The following is a 23,111-nucleotide window of genomic DNA, read 5'->3' as shown; positions in this document are numbered from 1 at the left end:
TAAATTGTTAAGTGGTGGTTTGAGTGTACGGATTCGAATTAACCGTCTAACACCACTTAAATTAGTAACAGATTAGATATCTGTGAATAGCATGGTGCATGTTTGTTATCGCCACCTTATTTCGGTGCTTTATTGTGTCATTAAGCAAACATCATCAGGAGTATCAATGATCATTACCTCTACGCGCGTTGCTATAGTGCTGACCTTAAGCGGAATATTATTTGGCATCTCTGCCGTGAACGCGGCACCTCAAAGCATTGTGGTGCTAAACGCTCAAGGGCAACCAGCACAAAACATGGTGGTGTATTTACTCCCAAGCGCTCCTGCCAATATTGTTACCACAGTTACTCCTAATAAAGCTGAAGTTCATCAAAAAGATAAGCAATTCTCTCCTTAGGGCCTAAGCGTTTTTCATTCAAACTTCGTCATCAGCAACAACAGCAAATATTGAGATTTGAGCAAACAGGGCATGTGTCTATGGGCTGTAATGTGCATGACTGGATGTCGGTGGTGGTCGACACCCCATTTTATGCTGTGACCAATTTACAAGGGATAGTGACATTTGAGCATTTACCGGCAGATGACTTTAAGCTGGTTGTGTGGCATCCACAGTTAAAAATGTCTGATAATCAGCAAGTGAAACCTGTTCATTTTCCCAGTGCTAACACGATGACTATTACACTGCAGGCTGATTTTGATAGTATCCCCAGCCAGCAAAGTTTAGATGAATTTGAATTTTTAGAAGGATACTAGTATTGCTATTTTTTAATCGGCTACAAACACGGATTTTTGCTTTTTTTGTATTGTTAATCATTACCGTATTGAGTTTGTCTTTTTGGTTAACATACCAAGCTAATCAAAGGTTAGAGCAACAGTATGTGGCCAATCAACTTGAAGTAGCGAGCTTAGTTTTCGAGTCGCAATACGATAACCGAAACTATTATTTGGCGGCATTTGCCGCGACGGCCGCAAAGGACTTTGGCTTAAAAGATATTTTTATTGATGGTGATAATCGTAGTTTTCTGGTGGCATTAAATAATCATCGCAGTCGGATTAATGCATCTTTAGCAATGGCTGTGTCTGCCGAAGGTAACGTTATTGGCCAGCTGGTGGCCTCGCAAGGTGAATTAGGTCGTGAAGCCGTTGCTTTTGGCTCTGAACAGAATGAAGTGTTTCGATACAAGTTAGGTTCCGAGTTTGAAGCACTGAGCCCATTTTATTTATTAGATAATAAACTGTATCAAATTAAGTTTTCACCACTCACTAGTGGCGGTAATAGCGTTATCGGTTGGGTGGGTTTTGGGTTTCTTATCGATGATACCTTAGCTAATTCGTTGCAGAAGCTCACCGGCTTAAACAGCGGTTTTATGTTAACAACCAAAAATAATGTCATTGCGGTTGGCCATTCTGGTCTGTCGTTGCCAGACGATGAAACCTCACTATTATCGCGTTATATCATCGAAGAGAAAACCAACCACGATTATATTCTGTGGAAGCAATTTTTAGGTGAAGTTGATGGCCAATCTTTACATGCCTATATGTATAAATCCCGCGCTGATTTGTTGGCTTCAATAGAATCACAGTGGTTACAACAGGTCGCGGTGTTAGTTATGATGTTACCGGTGTCATTGTTGTTGGCGTTTTGGATATCGGGCAGTATCACTCGGCCGATCACACAATTAATAGCCCAAGCACGTTTTATCGCACAAGGTAATTATGACTCCAGTGTGAGTGTCGATTCCAGTATTGAGCTACAACAATTAGCCACTGAATTTACCTCAATGCAGCAAGCTATTTTACAACGAGAAAAAGCCATTGCTCATCAAGCTTATCATGACTCATTAACCAATTTAGGTAATCGTAATGAATTACAGCGCACGATTGAACCTTGGTTAGTCGCGGGGTCAACGATGGGGCTGTGTTTAATTAATATTCGCCGCATGACTGAAATTAATGTCACGTTAGGTCATGCTGTAGGCGATGAGGTGATTAAAGAAGTGGCTAAGCGTTTATGTGAGGTAAATCCCGATGCCCTAGCTTATCGATTATCGGGTGATGAATTCGTTTTAGCATTTAAACATTGTGAGCACCAATCGTTTGATGTGCTTCTCAAAAAGCTCCAAAATCAAATTGGTCAGGATTATCGTTATCAAGATGTAATGTTACATTTGCAGTTTACTGCTGGTGTCAGTTTTTATCAGCCAAACGTAGATATTGTTACCCTGCTAAGACAAGCAGATACCGCTCTGCAGCATGCTAAAATAAATAAGCGTGACTATCAAATCTACGACGCCAATATCGATAAAAATAGTATTGAACGTTTTCAGCTCATTAATGAACTTAAAGTGGCTATCGAGCAAAATCAGTTAGTGTTGTATTACCAACCCAAATTAAACTTAGCCAAACAAAAAATTACCCATGTAGAGGCTCTCGTCCGTTGGAATCATCCTGCTAGAGGCATTATTCCACCTGATACGTTTATCCCTATCGCCGAGAAAACCATGCAAATGGATGCATTAACTCGTTGGGTGATTACTGAAGCGATGGATCAATATCATCGTTGGCAATTACTGGGTATTAATATGTGTATAGCAGTAAATATTTCGGCTGAAAATTTAAAAGACGAGCAATTTTGCCACTGGTTCATTAATGCCCTCGCTGAGCATAATGTACCTGTTACCGCGATGACGTTAGAAATAACTGAAGATGCGGTGGTATCTGATCCCGAGCTGGCAATAAAACAGCTCACGTTATTGCGTCAAAATGGACTCACGTTATCAATAGATGACTATGGCACTGGCTATTCTTCATTGGCGCAATTGAAACAGCTGCCGGTCGATGAACTTAAAATTGATAAGTCGTTTGTGCAAAAGTTGCTTGAAAATGAAGCAGACCAAATCATTGTGCAATCGACGTTACAATTAGCTCATAATTTAGGCCTTAAAGTGGTTGCCGAAGGCATTGAAGACAAGGCTACTTTAGAATGGTTAACCAATCTAAACTGCGAAATGGGCCAAGGCTTTTATTTGTCGCGACCATTGCCTGAACAGCAGTTTAATGACTGGTTAGGGCAATCTGATTACCTGTAGGAGAATTGATTATTTGCGGCTTACGTACAAGGATAGTGTGTTGCTTACTGTGTGTGAGTAGCAGTATTTATGCCGAACCATTGGATAATGACGTGATTGGTCATGCAGATGTTGAGCATGATTTCAGTGGCGTGATAGATGTCCGTGTTGGTTATGCTGATAGCATCGATTCTTATTTGGATGGTGGATTGGGCAAGTTTGGCGTTGACAATGGCGCGCACTTAGCTTTATCACAACTGGGGTTAAGTTATCACAGCCAATGGGGCGATGCCTGGTCGAGTCGTATTGTGGCGAATGGATATGTTGATGGTATCAATAATGGGTTAGGTATCACTGAAGCCATTTTACGTTATCGGGATATTCCGAGTGAGCAAGGTATTCGGTTTGATGTTCAGTTTGGCTTGATGTATCCGCAAATATCGTTAGAAAATGTCGCTACCGCATGGGCATCACCTTTCACCTTAAACTATTCAACCATGAATAATTGGCTGGCCGAAGAGGTTAGGCACATTGGCCTGTCGACAACGGTTGAATCATTAGGGAAATATCGGCAATCAGAGCATGATTTTTCGTTAACTGCAGAAGCCTTTATGTTTAACGATACCACCGGCGCTATGCTGGCCTGGCACGGCTGGACTCAAACCTCAAGACAAACATTAGTGCAAGAAACCATTCCTATCACTGCCATTCCTGCAATGGCAGAGGGTGGTATGTTAGAGGCCCAAGCCGCTAACTCAGACCCTTTTACTGAACTTGACGACCGTATCGGTGGGCATGTACTCGCAAAGTGGACTTGGCGTAATAAAGGCAGTGTTCAAGCCGGCTATTATGATAATAACGCCAATACGCATATTGTTAAGCAAGGTCAATATGTGTGGTTGACCCAGTTTGGTCACATCGGGGCAAAATGGCGTTTGCCATTTGGTGTCAGTTTAATCAGTCAATTTATGCAAGGGACCACCTTAATGACCAATACTGACGGTTATCCTGTGGTCGATAATGATTTTTATTCTGGTTATGTGTTATTGAGTAAACGTTGGGACAAGCACAGATTAAGCCTAAGAGTTGAAGACTTTTCTGTTTCCGATAATGATCTTACTCCTGAGGATAATAATAATGAAGATGGCCAATCATTGACCCTTGCGTATCAATATCAACTCGATAGACCGTGGTTTATCCAATTTGAATACAATGCTGTCGATTCAACTCGACCTGCTAGAGCGTATCTTAATGAATCGGTCGAGCTGCTTGAGCAACAATGGCAAGTGTCTAGTCGTTACTTTTTTTAGTTAAGCCTACTGCAAGTTAATTCAATAAAGTTAGCAAGACAAAGTTAGCAAGATAGGGGCAGTTTGAAAGGTGTTTATTATTCCAAGTTTAGGTTAGTTAACGGCTAATATGGGTTAACTACAAGCATGGGCTAATGGCTAACGCAGAGTCAACAATCATAAAAAAACGCTATGCTGTTAGGCATAGCGTTTTTTTTCAAGCATCATATCGTTTAATCTAAGGGTCAGTTAACATCCACTTCGACTAACTAAATGTGCTCCAAATTGGCGCATGGTCTGATGGTTTATCAATACCACGTAATTCGTAATCTACATCTGACTCAACTAAACGTGGCAACATTGACTCTGTGACCAGAATGACGTCAATTCGAAGTCCACGGTTATCATCAAAACCCTTGCTACGATAATCAAACCATGAATAACGTTCAGTGCGAGTAGGGTGTAATTGACGGAAACTGTCGATAAAGCCCCATTGCTGTAGACGTGCTAACCATTCACGTTCTTCTGGTTGGAAACTACATTTACCGGTTTTTAACCAACGTTTGGCGTTAACCTCACCAATACCGATGTCTAAATCGGTTGGCGAAATATTAATGTCACCAATAATCGCGATGTCTTCATCTGCGCTATGATGCTTTTCTAAATGCACCATTAAGTCTTGATAAAACTTACGTTTCGCAGGGTACTTTGTTTCGTGATGGATGCTTTCACCTTGTGGAAAGTAACCATTGAAAACGGTTAATATGCGGCCATTATCTTGCTTGAATTGACCAATAATCAGGCGGCGTTGCGCGTCTTCATCATCGGTTTCAAAACCTTTAACAACATTGACAGGTTCTGCTTTTGACAACATCGCCACGCCATAATGTGCTTTGCCACCATGATAATGGACCTTGTAACCCATAGCCTCAACATCAGCTACTGGGAAAGCTTCGTCATGCACTTTGGTTTCTTGTAAGCCAATTATATCGGGTGAATGACTGTCAATGAGAGCTTGCAGTTGATGCAAACGAGCACGAATACCATTGATATTAAAAGAAACTATTTTCATTAAGGAAGCACTCGTTTAAATGGCTTAACGATAACGCTTTTGTACACGCCAGCACCGATATAAGGATCCACATCAGCCCAAGCTTGTGCATCTTCTAATGAAGGAAAGTCAGCGATAACTAATGATCCTGTGAAACCCGCTTCACCAGGATTTTCATTATCAATTGCAGGGTGTGGTCCGGCAGTTAATAAACGGCCTTCATCGGCTAAAGCTTGTAAACGTGCTAAATGTTCAGCACGAACAGATAAACGCTTTTCTAGACTGTTTTCAACATCTTGAGATGAAATCATATACCACATATAGCTGCTTCCTTTATTTGATTTTACATAAACAATTATTGGTTATCAGTAGGTTGCGAGTTGTCATCTTGCATATTTTTATACAGATAAACTACCGTTATTACTGTGTTAATTAAGGTAAGGGCGGTTAAGCCAAATACTTTGAAATTAACCCAGGTTTCTAAAGGTAAATTAAACGCAATATAAATATTGGCGAAACTACATAATACAAAAAATCCAACCCAATACCATGTGACTTGAGCCCATATTCTATCGTCCACTTTCATTTCTTTGCCTAACATGCTCTTAAGCGCAGATTTTCCCATGATTTGTGAGGCAATTAACCCTATAGCAAACAAGGCATAAACGATACTGACTTTCCATTTGATAAAAGCATCATCGTGGAAAAATAGGGTGAGGGAACCAAATACCGTCACCATGGCGAAGGTGGCTAAATGCATTTTTTCAATATGTTTATAAATCAGATAGGTAATGACGAGTTGAATAGCCGTGGCAGCAATCAATACTCCTGTTGCGGCGTAGATATCATAGAATTTGTAAACGGCAAAAAAAATGACAAGTGGTAAAAAGTCTAACAGTTGTTTCATAAAAATCTCTTGCAGGAAAAGGACAACAAACCGCTGTCACTACGACAATATATGCCGATTGTAACATGATGAGATAGTGTTTATGAACCATAAGCAGTCGTGCTATTGCTCCCTGAGTGATCATTGTTGCTTTAAGGTGAGCCATAACTGAGTTTCGTTGAGTAGATCAGCACTCTTTTTAGATAAAAAGGGATTATGCAGCACAAATTCAGTGCGGTTATCCAGCTCTGATTTACTGAGCATACCTTGAGTGATTGGATGGTTGTAGAATAAGTCGTCGAAACTACCGTCATCGATGGCTTTTCTTAGGCCGAATTCAATTCGCTGCGCTAAGGATGTGTTGTCTTTACTGACAAAAAAATAAATTGGGGCGGGATACTTTAATAAAATTCTTTGTTCAAGTATTACATCTGGATAACGGTACAAGTCTCGCCATGGTTCGTGTATTGAGCGGGGATAGTAGTCAAAGCGACCTTTCAGTAACATCGCTATTAAACGACTATCACTGCCCGATGTGACTGTAAAACCATTACTGTTCAAAATTGGCACATCTGGCCAATCAGCGCCTTGGCCAATTAAGGTTTTTTTGATGTCTTCTATGGAGTGTATGTTATCAAATTTAGCTTGATCATTTTTACGGATTAACCCAATTCGGTAACCCATTAGTCCTTTAAGCAATGGCACATAAATAGCTTGTAATTGATCTTCTCGTTCGATGCTGGTCATGGTCCAGACAACATCAATAATCGTGTTATCAGCCACCATTTTAAGTGCTCGACCCTGTGGCATTTGGATCATGGCGGCATTCATTTGAAAGTCACCATATTTATCGCGACTTTTTTCTAACGCAAGTTCAAGTAACGAGACAAAATACGCTTGTTTTGGGTCAATCCCATGAATTGCAGCATTATAAGTGACGATAGTTTTAGGTTGTACAGAGGTATCCACAGCCTTAAGACTGTAGCTAACAAATAGAATGGTAATCGTTAAAATCCCTATTAACGAACTTTTCATATAACACCGAGTTGGTTGATATTTGTCCTAGTATAACGGACATAAAAAAAGGAGCAATAAAATTGCTCCTTTTTTGACCAAAAATGGGGCTTATGTCGCCGCTTTCATTGTAGCGGTAAATTCAGCCAGTTTCGCGAGTAATGTGGCTTCATCATGTTGATGTGCTTCAATGATTTTAACCACTGCAGAACCTGAAATAGCACCAGCGGCTCCAGCCTTGATAGCGGCGCGCACTTGCTCAGGCTCGGCAATACCAAAACCTAATAGCGGTGGCGGCGCATTAAACTCGGCCAGCTGTGCCAGAATATTCTCAATTGGCTCACCCGCTTTGGATTCTGTACCCGTGACGCCAGCTCGTGATAATAGATAGGTGTAACCTTCACCTTGTTCACTGACCATTTTTAAGGTGTCAGAATCAGCATTGGGCGGTGCAATAAAGATCGGTGCAATACCATGTGCTTTGGCGGCTTTACTAAAGGGAGCAGACTCTTCAACAGGCACGTCAGCAATCAACACTGAATCAACACCAGCAGCTTGAGCTTTAGCGTAAAACTCATCAATACCATTAGCAAAAACTAGGTTGGCATAAAGCAATAATCCGATAGGCATATCAGGGTGTTGAGCGCGGACTTTAGTGATGATGTCAAAACAATCACTAGAAGTTGTACCTGCCGCTAATGACCGTAAGTTAGCACCTTGTATAACAGGGCCATCGGCTAATGGATCTGAAAAAGGAAAGCCTAATTCAAGAGCATCCGCACCATTATCGACTAAGGTTTGAATAATTTTTAACGATAATTCAGGGCTCGGATCGCCAATGGTCACAAAAGGAACAAACGCACCTTTATCTTGTGCTTTCAGTGCAGCAAATTTTGCTTGATAACGGTTACTCATTGCCGCTCTCCTGTTGTTTTTGTTTGGCTTCTAAAATATCTGCCACTGTAAAAATATCTTTGTCACCACGGCCGGATAAATTAACCACTAAAATGGTTTCTTTAGTGGCTTCTTTTGCCATGCGTACAGCATAGGCTAGGGCATGGGCAGACTCTAATGCAGGAATAATCCCTTCGCAACGAGCGAGCGTTTGAAACATTTCAAGTGCTTCATCATCGGTTGCAGACTCATAACGAGCACGACCAATGGCATTTAAATGCGCATGTTGTGGCCCAACGGATGGGAAATCAAGCCCCGCTGAAACCGAATATGACTCTTCAATTTGACCGTCGCTATTTTGCATTAAGGGTGATTTCATCCCAAAGAAAATACCGGTTTTACCATGTTTAAGCGGCGCGCCGTGCATCGGGGTATCAATTCCTTTACCAGCAGGTTCTACACCAATTAATTCCACTGACGGTTCGTCAATAAAGTCGGCAAACATGCCAATAGCGTTCGAGCCACCGCCTACACAAGCGATAACGGCATCTGGTAAACGACCTTCTTTTTCAAGAATTTGTTTCTTGGTTTCTTCGCCAATCATTCGTTGGAATTCACGAACAATGGTTGGAAATGGGTGTGGTCCTGCTGCTGTACCTAATAAGTAATGGGCTTTATCATAGCTGCCTGACCAGTCGCGCATGGCTTCGTTACAAGCATCTTTTAAGGTTGATGAACCCGATGTCACAGGAATAACTTCAGCGCCCATTAGCTTCATTCTAAATACGTTTGGAGACTGACGCTCAATGTCTTTTGCACCCATGTATACTTTACATTTTAAGCCTAAAAGCGCACAGGCTAGGGCAGTGGCTACACCATGTTGGCCAGCGCCTGTTTCGGCAATGATTTCCTTTTTACCCATACGCTTAGCTAACAAAGCCTGACCCAATACCTGGTTGGTTTTATGCGCACCGCCGTGGAGTAAGTCTTCACGCTTTAGGTAGATTTTCACCAGCGGATTTGGACTTAAATTACGGGTAAGTGTTAGCGCTGTTGGGCGACCAGCATAGTTTTTCAACAGGTCGGTAAACTCAGCAATAAAGCTTTCATCTTGTTGTGCTTCAACAAAGGCCGTTTCGAGTTGTTTTAATGCAGGCACTAAAATCTGCGGTACGTACATCCCACCGTATTCGCCGAAATAAGGGTTAAGCTTGAGCTCGGTCATAAATATTCCCTTCGAGTAATCATGTTTTTAACTAAAAATAATGTCGTAAATAGAAAATTAATTACGGCGTAATTGAGTAAATGCAGCAATCAGTTTTTGGTGGTCTTTATGGCCAGGGGTAGATTCTACTCCTGAATTTAAGTCGACCCCATAAAATCCTTGTTGGCTTGCTAGATAAACATTGTCTGGGGTTAATCCTCCCGCCAACATCGCATCTTGTTTATCATCAATATCTGCTTGCCAATTAAACGTTTGCCCGGTGCCGCCAAATTGTTGTGCTGACTTGCTGTCGTATAAATAACGATCGGCGCCAGCAGGTTTTTGGCTCACTTCGCCGTTGTTACTGTCAATTGCAACGGCTTTCCAAATTTTGGTATTGAGCTGTTGTTGCTTAAGTAACGCTTTTAATTCTGTGATTTCAAGTTCAGTTTCATTGCCGTGTAATTGCACGGCAAAAAGATTCAGCATTTGGGCTAATGAAGCGATATCTGCAACGGGGTGATTAACAAACACACCCAACATATTTAAGCCAATATTACGTTGCTGCATTTGGGCGATTAATTCACTTGCTTGTGCAGGTGTTACGGATCTAGGTGATTGGGGATGAAAAATTAGCCCACCAAATACCGCCCCAGCAGTCGCCACTGCCTCAATATCGTCAATTCGAGTTAAACCGCAGACTTTGTTGTTCCCAAAAATAAGTTGTCTGCACGCTAAATCAATATCGTCTTGCGCCATAATTGAACTGCCAACAAGATAACCGTCAACCAATGGATTTAGGCGGCAAATTTGTTGATGGTTATAAATACCTGATTCGCTAATAACGACTCTGTCTGCTGGGATCTGTGGCGCTAATAACTCAGTTGTCGCCAAATTAGTACTTAAGTCGCGTAAATTACGATTGTTAATACCAATTATTGGGGCAAGGAGATCAATCGCTCGGATCAATTCTTCTTGGTTACTCACTTCAGTTAAGGTATCTAATTGATACTTAGCCGCTTCGTTGGCTAATAAACGATATTGCTCATCATCAAGCACTGACAACATTAATAAAATGGCATCCGCACCTTGATGGGCCGCCAATTTCACTTGATACGGGTCGACAAAAAAGTCTTTACAGATAATTGGCTGAGTCACTCTAGCGCGGACTTTTGGAATGTAGTCCATGTCACCTTGGAAAAACTGTTCATCGGTGAGTACTGAGATGCCTGCAGCGTAATGGACATAAATATCTGCGATGGCTTCAACATCAAACACAGGGCGAATAAGCCCTTTAGAAGGGCTGGCCTTTTTACACTCAAAAATAAACTGAGCATTAGGCGCTTTCATGGCATCGTATAAGCTACGGTCAGATATTTTAGGCTGTAGTCGGGCTTCAGGGAAACGCAGTTTTAGCGCGGCGATATGGGCCGCTTTTGTATCAACAATACGGGTTAATACATTACTTTCTGGCTTACTCATTGTGTTCTCCAGCTTGGCTCGCGGCAGCTAAATCGGTTAATAAGGTAAAAGCTGTACCGCTGGCGAGTGTGGCAAGTGCTAGCTGAGTACCGGCTTGAACTGAGTCGCAAATACCACTTATATACAAAGCACAACCTGCATTAATCGCCACTGCATCTCGATGAGCAGGGAGGCCTTTACCTTGTAAAATGGCTTGAGTGATTAAAGCGTTTTGTGCTGGTTCTCCACCCGTTAGCTGTGCTATGTCTGCACGGTTAACGCCGAGATCTTCAGGGCTAAGTTGGTAAGTACGCACCACACCGTCTTTTAGTTCTGCCACATGAGTATTATCATGTAATGCTACTTCATCTAAACCACTGCCATACACCACCATAGCGCGTTTAACCCCAAGGGCATGAAGTACTTGCGCAATAGGTTCGATGAGTTCAAGTGTATAGACGCCCAATAGCATAAATTCTGGGCTTGCTGGGTTAATTAATGGGCCTAGCACATTAAAAATGGTCCGAGTTTCTAACGCTTGTCTTACTGGTACTGCGTGTTTCACTCCGCCATGGTAATGCGGCGCAAATAGAAAACATAAGCCAAGCTTATCTAAACATTGGCTTGCAGCGTCTGGTGCCATGGTGAGCGCAATACCGCAATGTGACAGTAAGTCAGAAGAACCAGACTTGCTTGATACGCTGCGGTTACCGTGTTTTGCTACTTTTGCCCCCGCAGCTGCTGCAACAAATGCGGCTGTAGTCGAAATGTTGATGGTGTTATGGCCATCGCCACCTGTACCGACAATATCAACAATGCCGCTTTGTTTTGAGGCATCACTGCGAGGGAAGGGTTTAGCTGCTTGGCGCAATGCGTCAGCCGCTCCGGCTATTTCATCAATGGTTTCGCCGCGCATTTTTAGCGCCACTAACATACCCGCCATGGTAGCAGGTTGCATATCACCTTGAATAATAGTGCTAAACACTTGTGCCATTTGTTCGCGAGTTAATGGCTTACCTTGGTACAGATGGTCGAATAAGGTTTGCAGATTATCCATTACTTACCTCCAGTAAAGGCATGGTCTTGGGTTAAATACGCTAATGTCTGCGTAAGTAACTGACTGCCTAAGGTGGTTAAAATTGATTCTGGATGAAATTGAAAGCCCATTGCTTGATGTTGTGGATGCAATACTGCCATTGGCATGTCATCTGTGGTGGCAATAACGTCTAAACAGTCAGGTACTTTAGTCGCAACTAAGCTGTGATAACGGGCAACCGGTAATGGGGAGGGTAAATTGGCAAATACGCCCTGACCATTATGGAAGGTCGGGCTGGCTTTACCGTGGACAACAAACGGTGCTCGTTCTACTTTGCCGCCATAATATTCAACCATGGCTTGATGACCTAAACAGATGCCAAGCATTGGGACTTTACCAGCCACTTTGCCAATGAGTTCCATCATGCAACCCGCTTCATGAGGCGCACCAGGTCCGGGTGATAACACCAATGCCGTTTTACCGGTTTCATTGATGAGCTTTTCAGCCACATAATCGGCACTGACATCATTACGATAAATGACAACTTCACAACCTAGACTGCGGAATTGATCGACTAGATTGTAAGTAAACGAATCGAAGTTATCGAGTAGGTATAATTTCATCGGTTTATTTGCTTGTGTGGTTGCAGTGCTCATAGCCCACCTCCCATTTTTATCGCAGAAATGACCGCTTGGGCTTTTTGACGTGTTTCATCCGCTTCGGCTTGTGGGTCTGAGTCAAACACCACGCCAGCACCTGCTTGTATATGAGCAACATCATTTTTAACAAAAGCTGAACGAATAACGATGCAGGTATCCATGTCGCCGAGACCATTGAGGTAACCCACTGCGCCACCATAACTGCCGCGACGAGCTTGCTCTGCTTGGCGTACTAATTGTGATGCACGTACTTTTGGGGCTCCTACTAAGGTTCCCATGTTCATGCAGGCTTGATAAGCGTGCAGAGCATCTAAATCTAAGCGTAATTGACCGGTAACACGACTGACTAAATGCATCACGTGCGAGTAACGATCAACTTTTAACAGTTCAGCCACTTTACGGCTACCGCTTTGACTAATGCGAGCGATGTCGTTACGGGCTAAATCGACCAGCATTAAATGTTCTGATAATTCTTTCTTATCTAAACGCAGCTCAAGTTCGATACGGCTGTCTAGGTCAAAATCAATCTCACCTTGGGCATTTTTACCGCGCTTACGCGTGCCTGCAATGGGATATACTTCGACTTGGTTACTGGCCGCATCATATTTCAGGGCACTTTCTGGCGACGCACCAAATAAGGTGAAATCAGGACCTCTAAAATAGAACATATATGGACTTGGATTGGTTAAGCGCAAAGCGCGATATGCACCAAGCGTATTCGGGCAAGGTAAGCTGAAACAACGAGATGGCACCACTTGGAAAATATCACCGGCGACAATGTGTTCTTTCAAATCAATCACGGTTTGCTTAAATTGCTCGTCAGTAATGTTAACTTTTTCGTCGGTTGTCACTGGTGTTAACGGAGCAATATCACCTAGCTCGGCGCATTGTTCGATGACGTGTTGCAGTTGCAGATCTAATTGTTGTGCAATGATGTTATCTTGACTGAATTGGTGGCTAACAATCTCGGCTTGCTGAGTTTGATGGTCAATTAAAATAAGTGTTTCAGCAAGATAGAATAAATAGTCAGGGCAATCGTTGTGAGCGTTGGGCGCAGCAGGGAGTGGCTCGACGGTATCAATTAAGTCATATGCTAATACACCACCTAAAAATAAATCTTCAAATTTAAGTGGATTATTGGTTTGTATGTGCTTAATAAACATTCTTAAGCCATCAAGAGGAGATGTTGACTTTAAGCGTGCATCTTCGTCTTGTAACTCGGTGGCCTTTTTCAACGTGACGATTAAAGTATCATTATCTCGTTGTTGCTGTGCATCACTGAAGAAGTTGGCAATTGGCACTAACAAGGCCGCACCATTGTGCGTTAATGCACTAAAAGTGAGTTGATAACCGTCGCAACGTATCATCATTGCCGCATGGGTGAGTACGATACTTTTTAAGTGGTCTTTACTTTCGACCTCAGCAGACTCTAATAGCATGGTATGCGGCGCGTTATTAGTGACTTGCTGATACAGTTTTAGCGGATCAGTATGGTAGGTTAATGGCTGCTTTTGCGTGGTAACCTGAGCGAGTTGGTTTGGTGCAGTCACTGTTGTCGTCATCACTATGTCGCCGCTCCTTGTATCCTGTTTGTTTATCATCTGTTGGCCTTTAATATTATGTAACCCGAGTGACTAAATTGAATGGGCCAAATAACAAGAAAGCCCACATCTCTGCGGGCTTTTTGGTAAAATCTTGTCTCTTAAAAATGAGCACAACGCTTCACACCACCCGTTAATTTGGGAAGTGCCACCACCATGTAATGTGTAATGAAGCTAAAGAGTGTGTCATCGTTAATCGCTGTATTATGTCTGTGTTTAATGCCTATAGGAAAACCCAGCTGGAGGTTAATGTCAATTGAATATTTCTCAAAAGCTGACAAAAAATGACAATCAGGATAGATCTAGTCTATTTATTGAGCCCTCTAACTAACTTATGCATAAATAATTCATCAATTGCCATCATTTATTCATAAATCCAAGCAGTATTTTTATCGCCACTCTAGTACAATAACCACATGATTACAGAGACTCTCTTGGCCGATCTTCACAGCCACACGACCGCATCAGACGGTCAATTAACACCAACAGAATTATTAACTCGCGCTATTGAAAAAGGCGTTGAGATGTTTGCTATTACTGACCATGACACTGTCGGAGGGTTAGCAGAAGCGCATCTTGCTAATCAAAACCATGCCACGCCGTTATTATTAATTAACGGTTGTGAGATTTCGACTCGTTGGAACAGTTTTGATATTCATATCGTCGGATTAAACTTGGATATCGCTCACACAGGATTGTTGGACTTTTTAACTCATCAACGTGAGTTGCGTGAAGTCCGAGCCCAAGAAATTGGTGAACGTTTAGCTAAAGCTGGGATAGAGGGTGCCTATGAAGGTGCTAAAGCTATTGCCGGTGATGCAGCGCTTAGCCGCGGCCATTATGCTAGATGGTTAGCAGATAATGGTCATGCGACAGATATGCCTAGCGTATTCAAACGCTACTTAGCTCGAGGCAAAACAGGTTATGTACCCAATAATTGGGGCGATATGGCCAATGCGATAGAGCATATTCATCAAGCCGGTGGTGTTGCTGTATTAGCTCATCCCAGCGGTTACAAATTATCGGCCAAATGGCTTAAGCGCTTAGTGCGTGAATTTGCAGAGGCCGGTGGCGATGCGATTGAAGTTATTTTAGGCCAGCAAACATTAGACGACCGTAATAATCTTATTGCATTAAGTAAGCAAAATAAACTACTTGCTTCAGTGGGGAGCGATTTTCACTTTCCCAGTAATTGGATCGAGTTAGGTAAAAACTTATTCCAACCACAAGGTGTGGAATGGGTTTGGCAATCACAACATTGGACGAAAAGAGTATGAGTCAATTTTTTTATATTCATGATGAGAACCCACAAGCACGATTAATTAATCAAGCAGTGGCGATTCTTAAACAAGGTGGAGTCATTGTTTACCCAACTGACTCAGGTTATGCATTGGGCTGTATGATTGGTGAAAAAAATGCCATGACGCGTATGGCACGTATCCGCCAGATTGAAAATGACACCAATTTTTCATTAATGTGTCGTGATTTATCTGAGCTGGCTAATTTTGCCCGCGTTGATAACCAAGCATACCGTTTATTAAAAAGCTGTATGCCTGGCCCATATACATTTATTTTCAAAGCCACTAAAGAAGTGCCACGCCGTTTACAGTGCGATAAAAAGCGCACCATAGGCATTCGCGTACCTAATAATATTATTGCGCTCGCGTTACTTGAAGCATTGGGCGAACCAATGATGACCACCAGTTTAGTAATGCCAAATGAGCAATTTGCTGAATCAGACCCAGAGCATATTCGCGATATACTCGATCACTTGGTCGACGGTATTATTCACGGTGGTTATTTACCTGAAAATCAAACGACAGTGATTGATATGTCTGAAGATGAGATGGTGATATTACGTCATGGTGCTGGCGATACCAGTGCATTTGAATAAACGAAAGTGATACCCGCAGACGAATCATCTAAGATAAACATGCCAGGCAGTCAGCAAAGCCTGCCATTAGCAATGGTTCGTGGCCAAGCGCTTAATAGCATGCCCGTAGACTTGTTTATTCCGCCTGAGGCCTTAGAAGTGTTTCTTGAAACCTTTGAAGGCCCATTAGATTTATTGTTATATTTAATCCGTAAACAAAAATTAGATGTGGTTGATTTGCCTATTCAACAAATCACCCAACAATATTTACTCTATATTGAAATTCTCACTGAAGCGCGGATTGAACTGGCTGCCGATTACCTTGTGATGGCGGCAACATTAGCGGAGATTAAATCCCGATTATTGTTACCTAAAATGGCCAGTGAAGATGATGAGGAAGAAGATCCTCGAGTGGTGCTTATACGGCAATTAAAAGCCTATGAAGTGATCAAACAAGCTGCAGCCGATATTGATACGTTACCGCGGATTGAACGAGATGTGTTTCAAGCATCCGTTAGCGCGGCTCCAGACATTAAACCTATAACAGTAGCGCCTGAAGTGTCGCTGGTGGATATTGCCCGTGCGTTTGGCGAAGTACTAAAACGCATTGATGCTAACGAAGATCATCACGTAAAGCGTGAACATTTATCTACCCGTGAACGCATGAGCCAAATTTTAGCTAAGTTATCCAGTACAGAATACATTGGTTTTGAGTGTTTGTTTGATGTCAGTGAAGGTCGAGCCGGTGTTGTGGTGAGTTTTTTGGCACTCATGGAGCTGGTTAAAGAGTTACTCGTTGAGTTAGTGCAAAATGAACCGTTTTCACCCATCTATGTAAAAGCGTATTAATTAACGATATTCGAAGAGATCCATGAAGCCAATTAATCCTATTCAGTTAAAACAGCTTATTGAAGCCAGTTTGTTTGTCTTAGCTAAGCCGTTGTCGGTAAAAGCCATTAAAGAAACGGTGTTAGCAGACTTTAGTGTATCGCGTATGCGCATTCAGGAAACGCTTGATGAATTACAGCAAGATTATCAAGAGCGGGGCGTACAGCTAGTTAAAATCGCTAGTGGCTATCGTTTTCAAACTCAAGAAATACTCAGCCCTTATTTACAACCTCTGTGGCAAGAAAAATCCCCTAAGTACTCTCGTGCAACGCTTGAAACGTTGGCGGTGATTGCATATCGACAACCGGTAACGCGTGGTGATATTGAATATATTAGAGGCGTGGCGATTAGCAGTCATATTATAAAAAGTTTAGCGGATCGGCAGTGGATTAAAGTGGTTGGCCATAAGGAAGTGCCCGGAAAACCAGCATTATATGCGACCACCCCTGCATTTCTGGATTATTTTAATTTAACAAAACTTGCCGATTTACCTGCATTAACGGATGCCGCATCACTACAAGGGTTATTTGATAAAGTGCAAGTTGCTCTCGATGAATCTAACGATGATGACAGTAGTGATGATCACCAAGTCAATGACGAGCAAAACGATACCGAAAACGGCAGTGATACAACGACAAATGAACTTGATGATGTAGACGACGAAGCCATCGATGTTGTTGAAAAAGGTCAAAATCTAACCCATTAAATCCACACTTTAGTATTGGTTGCCGTTGTTTTTTCGTTGGTTTGCTCGGGTAGCTGGGCGAGCATGTAATCGAGTAAGCGCTGACCCGTTAGGCTTAAAAATCGTCTTGATGGATACACTAGAAATACCACGCCAGCATAAGGCGCTAAATCATTAAATAAACGCACTAACTCCCCTTGCTCTACGTCATCGTGACATAATTTTTGTGGTAAATAACCTATCCCTCTGCCTAATTTTGTCGCTTCATAAGCCAGTTGAATGCTGTTGGTGCATAAGTTGCCTTTTACGGCCTGCATTGCATCATTGGCGAGTGGAACTTCACTGAAGGTTTTACCATTTGGGAAGCGAAATAGAATTGAGTTGTGTTGTTCAATATCACTCAAGGTGACAGGCATGCCTGCTTTGGTTAAGTATTCTGGGCTGGCAAAGAAACACATATCTTCACTGATAACTGGTTTTGCCACCATGTCGAGTTCACTAAACGTTTCATTCACCATAAACGCGATATCAATATTGTTACGTACCATGTCTAAGGGCTCAGTACTGGTAATAATTTCAATCGAACAGTTAGGATTTTCATCCATAAAGGCAAATATTTTACTCACAATATCCATTATCTGTGGGATAGGAAATATCAAAATCCGCAAGTGGCCAGTCAACTCTGCTTTGTTGTCGGTGATATCTGAAAGGGTTCGGTCTAAGTCAGCTAACATCACCAAGGTTTTTTCATAGAAATGACTGCCTGCAGAGGTCAGTGTTATTGCCCGGCTTTGACGATGAAATAACTTTAAATTTAATGACTCTTCCAACGATTGCAAGCGTCTGCTGACCGTCGATTTAGGCAAATTCAATAAGTTAGCCGCTTCAAGTATGCTGCCTGTTTCGACAATTCGGTGAAATAAGGCAATGTCTTCGGTTTTCATATTGATTGCTCTGATAATGGCAAATAAGTCAAACTCAAATAATGAGACTGATATTCCCAAATAAACCCATTTATTGCAACTATAATTCAGGGTATTGTTCAGCCCAATTGTAAATTAACTGTTATCCCTGAAAAGGGAAATATTGTTATCACCACGTCTTTTTAACGCTTAGTTCCTAAGGATCATAGTCGATGAAACATCGCTCAACATTGCCGTTGGCACTGCTTATTTCTCTTATTTTAGTCGGTTGTACGCCTGTTGAAAGCGCTGTACAAGAAGTGCTTGTGCGCCCAGTAAAATTGTTTGAAGTGACACAGTCGTCAGGCAATACCATTCGTCAGTTTCCTGCAAGAGTCGAAGCCAATAGCCGTGCAGAATTATCATTTAGGATTTCAGGCCAACTTGTCAGATTGGATCTCGTTGAAGGCCAACACGTTAAACAAGGTGTTTTACTGGCTCAATTAGATGATCGCGATGCGCGTAATAATTTAATGACTCGAGAGGCCGAGTATGACTTGTTGCTCGCTGACTTTAGTCGTAATCAAACCTTATTAGAACGTAAATTGATTTCACAAGCGTTATTTGACAGCAGTAAGGCCCAACTTAAATCGGCCAAAGCAGCGTTAGCAGCTGCCAATGACCAAGTCAGTTATACCCGTTTAGAAGCGCCGTTTAACGGCACCATTGCAAAACGTTTGGTGGATAACCACCAAATTGTTCAACCAAATCAAGGCGTGATGACTCTGCAAAATAATCAGTTACTTGATGTCAGCATTCAAGTCCCAGAAGCAATGGCAGCAGTATTAACTCAAGATATTGCCAACGGTTTAGCCGCAAAAGTACGTTTTAGTGCACTAAATGACATGGTGTTTGATGCAAAATTTAAAGAATACTCAACTCAAGTGACACCAGGCACACAAGCTTACGAAGTGGTGTTTTCATTACCACAACCTGACAATGTACAGCTATTGCCAGGCATGAGTGCCGAGTTAACTTTAGCGACACTCAATGACTCGAAACAGAGTTTTAGGACTATTGTTCCTATTTCTGCCGTAGACAAACAAGACCAAAATGGTGATGTAACCGTATGGCGTTATCAGCCAGATAGCGGAGATGTTAGCCCGGTAAAAGTGACTCTCGGGCGGGTGAGTACTGACGGCGTCGAAGTGTTAACTGGGCTCCAAAAAGGCGATGCTATTGTTGCAGCAGGATTATCGCAATTATCTGAAGGCATGAAAGTAAAACCTTTACGCTGGCAACGAGGAGTGTAATTGATGAATGTTGCTGAGTATTCCATCAATCACAAAGTCATTAGCTGGATGTTCGCGTTTTTACTGCTTATTGGCGGCAGTGTTGCTTTTACTGGATTAGGACAATTAGAATTTCCTGAATTTACCATTAAGCAAGCGTTGGTGATCACCGCTTACCCTGGTGCGTCGCCTGAACAAGTAGAAGAAGAGGTGACATTACCGCTTGAAGATGCATTACAGCAGCTTGATGGTATTAAACATATCACCTCTATTAACAGTGCTGGACTATCACAAATTCAGGTTGAAATTAAAGACAGTTATGACAAACATCGCTTACCACAAGTGTGGGACGAGGTACGTCGAAAAGTTAATGACACGACAGGCCGTTTACCACCCGGCACCGCAAAGCCACAAGTGATTGATGACTTTGGTGATGTATACGGTATTTTACTTAACTTGTCAGGTAACGATTTTAGTAACCGAGAACTGAGCAACTATTCAGATTATTTACGCCGCGAACTTGTGCTTGTTCCCGGGGTAAAAAAAGTCTCTGTGGTGGGTGATGTGACAGAGCAGGTTGTGATTGAAATTTCACAACAAAAATTGTCAGCGCTAGGTTTAGATCAAAATTACATCTATGGATTAGTCAACAATCAGAACGTAGTGTCTAATGCTGGCAGCATTGTCATTGGTGATAATCGTATCCGTTTACATCCTACTGGTGAGTTTAGTTCGGTAGAGGAATTATCTCGTTTGGTGGTGAGTTCACCAGGTAGCACTGAGCTTATTTACCTTGGGGATATTGCTAACATTGAAAAAGACTATGACGACACCCCAAATGTGCTTTATCACAATAGAGGTGAGGCGGCATTGTCGTTAGGTATTGCGTTTTCTGGCGGCGTAAACGTAGTCGATGTTGGTCAACGTGTTAGTGAACGTTTAGTTGAACTTGAATCGCAACGACCGTTAGGGATGAGCCTTGATACGGTTTATAACCAAAGTTCTGCTGTAGATAATACCGTACAAGGTTTTTTGATTAACCTTTTAGAGTCGATTGCGATTGTTATCGCGGTATTGTTATTGTTTATGGGCCTTCGTTCTGGGTTATTGATGGGCCTAATTCTGTTGCTAACGATTTTAGGTACTTTCATTGTGATGAAAGTATTAGACATTGAATTGCAGCTTATTTCTCTAGGTGCGCTGATCATTGCCTTAGGCATGTTAGTCGACAACGCCATTGTGGTGACCGAAGGTATTTTAATTGGCTTACAACGAGGCAAAACCCGCCTTGAAGCGGCTAAGCAAGTGGTATCGCAAACACAATGGCCATTGTTAGGCGCAACGGTAATAGCCATTATTGCTTTTGCACCAATTGGTTTGTCCCAAAATGCTGCCGGTGAATTTTGTCGTTCATTGTTCCAAGTGTTGATGATTTCACTGTTTATCAGTTGGATAACAGCAATTACTTTAACACCATTTTTCTGTAATTTATTATTCAAAGAAGCCTCGCCACAAGCTGAACAAGTTGACCCTTATAAAGGTTGGTTGTTTACCACTTATCGCAGTTTTCTGTATTTTGTATTGCGCTTTCGTCTAGTTACGTTGTCAGTGGTGTTGGCGATGTTAGTCACTGCAGTAATAGGCTTTGGTCATATTAAAAACGTGTTTTTCCCCGCATCGAATACGCCAATATTTTTTGTTGATGTATGGATGCCAGAAGGGACAGACATTAAAGCAACTGAGCGTTTCACCAGCGAAATAGAGAAAAAGCTACTGCAAGAAAGTGAACTTAATGACAGCGGTTTAGTACACCTCACATCTGTCATAGGCCAAGGGGCTCAGCGTTTTGTATTACCTTATCAGCCTGAAAAAGGTTATCCAGCCTTTGCTCAGCTTATCGTAGAAATGCGCGATCTCGCAGCAGTTAAGGCTTATATGCCGCAAGTTGAACTGTTGTTAAATAGCCATTTTCCCCAAGCACAATATCGCTTTAAAAATATGGAAAATGGTCCGTCTCCAGCGGCCAAAATCGAAGCGCGTTTCTATGGCGAAGATCCTCAAGTGCTGCGCAGTTTGGCGGCACAGGCTGAAATGGTGTTTAGAAATGAGCCGACAATGGATGGTGTTCGCCATGATTGGCGCAATCAAGTGCCACTCATTCGTCCGCAACTGCAAAATGCACAAGCACGTGAAACCGGCATCAGTAAGCAAGATTTAGATAATGCCTTACTGGTTAATTTTAGCGGCAAACAAATTGGTTTGTATCGTGAAACTAGCCACCTGTTACCGATTGTTGCTCGAGCACCTGCAGCCGAACGTCTTCAAGCTGATAGTTTGTGGAAAATGCAAATATGGAGCACTGAGAACAATATATTTGTACCCGCAACGCAAGTAGTGAGTGAGTTCAGCACGGAATGGGAAAACCCTCTCGTGATGCGCCGTGACCGAATTCGTATGCTGGCAGTATTGGGCGACCCCAAATTGGGATCTAATGAAACGGCAGACTCGGTACATAAAAAAATCAGAAGTAAAGTTGAGAATATTCAGTTGCCTGCAGGTTATCGCTTGGAGTGGGGCGGTGAGTTTGAATCAGCAGGTGAAGCTCAAACAGCCGTATTTAGCTCGATCCCAATGGGTTATTTAGCCATGTTTTTAATTACGGTATTTCTGTTCAATTCAGTTAGGCAGCCTTTAGTTATTTGGTTCACTGTACCATTAGCGGTCATCGGTGTTTCAGCGGGGTTACTATTGTTCGATGCCCCATTCAGCTTTATGGCGCTACTTGGATTATTGAGTCTTTCTGGAATGGTGATTAAAAATGGCATTGTATTAGTGGACCAAATCAATCTCGAACTTGAAGAAGGTAAAGAACCTGGATTTGCACTGGTTGATTCGTGTGTGAGCCGTGTTCGTCCGGTGATGATGGCGGCCATTACTACTATGTTAGGCATGATCCCATTAATCAGCGATGCTTTCTTTGGTTCTATGGCCATCACTATCATTTTTGGTTTGGGCTTTGCTTCTCTACTCACCTTAGTGGTGTTGCCGGTAATGTATAGTCTTGTGTTTAATCTTAAAGTGACACGTTAACCTCTACATTTCATATTGAGTTGTTTAATAAGGCAGCTGACGGTTTCGCGTCAGCTGCCTTTTTTGTGTGATTCAATGGCTTGGTCTGTAAACTCTATGATGATTTTGGTGATTAACGGTGGTATTTTTTGCTCACAAGCCCCATTCAGCGTATAATCTACGCACTTTTCTAATTGTATGCGCCATTGGCGGGTACAATCCTAAAAAGACAATAAAAT

21 protein-coding genes are annotated in these 23,111 nt (G+C 42.3%); 10 read left to right on the top strand and 11 right to left on the bottom strand.

Annotated features, from left to right (window positions below; all coding sequences use genetic code 11):
• Window positions 1-166: 166 nt before the first annotated feature.
• The 4 genes from EGC86_RS05755 to EGC86_RS05740 are packed head-to-tail and all read left to right on the top strand — an operon-like array spanning window position 167 to window position 4,378.
• Window positions 167-397, top strand: a complete 231-nt coding sequence (locus EGC86_RS05755; RefSeq protein ID WP_123776917.1) for a hypothetical protein — start codon at window positions 167-169, stop codon at window positions 395-397.
• Window positions 398-447: 50 nt separating this feature from the next.
• The gene (locus EGC86_RS05750) at window positions 448-753 is read left to right on the top strand and encodes a hypothetical protein (RefSeq protein WP_123776916.1); all 306 of its coding nucleotides are present in this window, start codon (window positions 448-450) and stop codon (window positions 751-753) included.
• Window positions 754-755: 2 nt separating this feature from the next.
• Window positions 756-3,089, top strand: a complete 2,334-nt coding sequence (locus EGC86_RS05745) for an EAL domain-containing protein (protein WP_123776915.1) — start codon at window positions 756-758, stop codon at window positions 3,087-3,089.
• A 53-nt stretch (window positions 3,090-3,142) separates the two neighbouring features.
• Window positions 3,143-4,378: a hypothetical protein gene (locus EGC86_RS05740; protein WP_245423111.1), complete on the top strand. Its 1,236-nt coding sequence runs from the start codon at window positions 3,143-3,145 to the stop codon at window positions 4,376-4,378.
• Between the two features lie 244 nt (window positions 4,379-4,622).
• Here the strand turns inward: EGC86_RS05740 and xthA are convergent, their stop codons facing one another.
• From xthA to EGC86_RS05690, 10 genes are all read right to left on the bottom strand, one after another.
• Window positions 4,623-5,429 carry an exodeoxyribonuclease III gene (xthA, locus tag EGC86_RS05735; RefSeq protein WP_123776913.1) on the bottom strand — a complete coding sequence of 269 codons (807 nt, stop codon included), beginning with the start codon at window positions 5,427-5,429 and terminating at the stop codon, window positions 4,623-4,625.
• Entirely contained in the window at window positions 5,429-5,728 is a 300-nt protein-coding gene (locus EGC86_RS05730; protein WP_011636894.1) for a YciI family protein, read from the bottom strand. The genes xthA and EGC86_RS05730 overlap by 1 nt, the downstream gene beginning before the upstream one ends.
• 35 nt (window positions 5,729-5,763) lie before the next feature.
• Window positions 5,764-6,315: a septation protein A gene (locus tag EGC86_RS05725; RefSeq protein WP_011636895.1), complete on the bottom strand. Its 552-nt coding sequence runs from the start codon at window positions 6,313-6,315 to the stop codon at window positions 5,764-5,766.
• A 120-nt stretch (window positions 6,316-6,435) separates the two neighbouring features.
• On the bottom strand, window positions 6,436-7,329 hold the full coding sequence (locus EGC86_RS05720; protein WP_102036511.1) for a substrate-binding periplasmic protein: 894 nt from the start codon (window positions 7,327-7,329) through the stop codon (window positions 6,436-6,438).
• Window positions 7,330-7,419: 90 nt separating this feature from the next.
• On the bottom strand, window positions 7,420-8,223 hold the full coding sequence (gene trpA, locus EGC86_RS05715) for a tryptophan synthase subunit alpha (protein WP_102036510.1): 804 nt from the start codon (window positions 8,221-8,223) through the stop codon (window positions 7,420-7,422).
• A complete protein-coding gene (gene trpB, locus EGC86_RS05710) occupies window positions 8,216-9,427 on the bottom strand; it encodes a tryptophan synthase subunit beta (RefSeq protein WP_123776912.1) in 1,212 nt (403 codons plus the stop codon). Before trpB ends, trpA begins: the two co-directional genes overlap by 8 nt.
• Window positions 9,428-9,484: 57 nt before the next feature.
• The gene (trpCF, locus tag EGC86_RS05705; protein ID WP_123776911.1) at window positions 9,485-10,888 is read right to left on the bottom strand and encodes a bifunctional indole-3-glycerol-phosphate synthase TrpC/phosphoribosylanthranilate isomerase TrpF; all 1,404 of its coding nucleotides are present in this window, start codon (window positions 10,886-10,888) and stop codon (window positions 9,485-9,487) included.
• Window positions 10,881-11,924 carry an anthranilate phosphoribosyltransferase gene (gene trpD, locus EGC86_RS05700; protein ID WP_123776910.1) on the bottom strand — a complete coding sequence of 348 codons (1,044 nt, stop codon included), beginning with the start codon at window positions 11,922-11,924 and terminating at the stop codon, window positions 10,881-10,883. Before trpD ends, trpCF begins: the two co-directional genes overlap by 8 nt.
• Window positions 11,924-12,526, bottom strand: coding sequence for an aminodeoxychorismate/anthranilate synthase component II (locus EGC86_RS05695; protein WP_041413496.1), 603 nt, complete (start codon window positions 12,524-12,526; stop codon window positions 11,924-11,926). The genes trpD and EGC86_RS05695 overlap by 1 nt, the downstream gene beginning before the upstream one ends.
• Window positions 12,527-12,555: 29 nt before the next feature.
• Window positions 12,556-14,124, bottom strand: coding sequence for an anthranilate synthase component 1 (locus EGC86_RS05690; RefSeq protein ID WP_123776909.1), 1,569 nt, complete (start codon window positions 14,122-14,124; stop codon window positions 12,556-12,558).
• Between the two features lie 455 nt (window positions 14,125-14,579).
• Between EGC86_RS05690 and rnm the strand changes: the two genes are divergently transcribed.
• From rnm to scpB, 4 genes are read left to right on the top strand one after another with little or no spacing between them, the layout of a single operon-like run.
• A complete protein-coding gene (gene rnm, locus EGC86_RS05685; protein ID WP_123776908.1) occupies window positions 14,580-15,440 on the top strand; it encodes an RNase RNM in 861 nt (286 codons plus the stop codon).
• Window positions 15,437-16,057: an L-threonylcarbamoyladenylate synthase gene (locus EGC86_RS05680; protein WP_011636904.1), complete on the top strand. Its 621-nt coding sequence runs from the start codon at window positions 15,437-15,439 to the stop codon at window positions 16,055-16,057. Before rnm ends, EGC86_RS05680 begins: the two co-directional genes overlap by 4 nt.
• A gap of 39 nt (window positions 16,058-16,096) precedes the next feature.
• A complete protein-coding gene (locus tag EGC86_RS05675) occupies window positions 16,097-16,885 on the top strand; it encodes a segregation and condensation protein A (RefSeq protein WP_123776907.1) in 789 nt (262 codons plus the stop codon).
• 22 nt (window positions 16,886-16,907) lie between these two features.
• Window positions 16,908-17,630, top strand: coding sequence for an SMC-Scp complex subunit ScpB (gene scpB / locus EGC86_RS05670; protein ID WP_123776906.1), 723 nt, complete (start codon window positions 16,908-16,910; stop codon window positions 17,628-17,630).
• Here the strand turns inward: scpB and EGC86_RS05665 are convergent.
• Complete coding sequence (locus EGC86_RS05665; RefSeq protein ID WP_165872378.1) at window positions 17,627-18,553, bottom strand: LysR family transcriptional regulator; 927 nt, start codon at window positions 18,551-18,553, stop codon at window positions 17,627-17,629. The genes scpB and EGC86_RS05665 overlap by 4 nt on opposite strands.
• A gap of 191 nt (window positions 18,554-18,744) precedes the next feature.
• Between EGC86_RS05665 and EGC86_RS05660 the strand changes: the two genes are divergently transcribed.
• On the top strand, window positions 18,745-19,824 hold the full coding sequence (locus tag EGC86_RS05660; protein ID WP_123776904.1) for an efflux RND transporter periplasmic adaptor subunit: 1,080 nt from the start codon (window positions 18,745-18,747) through the stop codon (window positions 19,822-19,824).
• Window positions 19,825-19,827: 3 nt separating this feature from the next.
• Window positions 19,828-22,893, top strand: a complete 3,066-nt coding sequence (locus EGC86_RS05655; RefSeq protein WP_102036718.1) for an efflux RND transporter permease subunit — start codon at window positions 19,828-19,830, stop codon at window positions 22,891-22,893.
• Window positions 22,894-23,111 lie beyond the last annotated feature (218 nt).

Source organism: Shewanella frigidimarina (assembly GCF_003797125.1).
Taxonomy (GTDB): domain Bacteria; phylum Pseudomonadota; class Gammaproteobacteria; order Enterobacterales; family Shewanellaceae; genus Shewanella; species Shewanella frigidimarina.
Note: the sequence above shows the minus strand (reverse complement) of the source record. Positions and strands in the feature narration are given on the sequence as shown.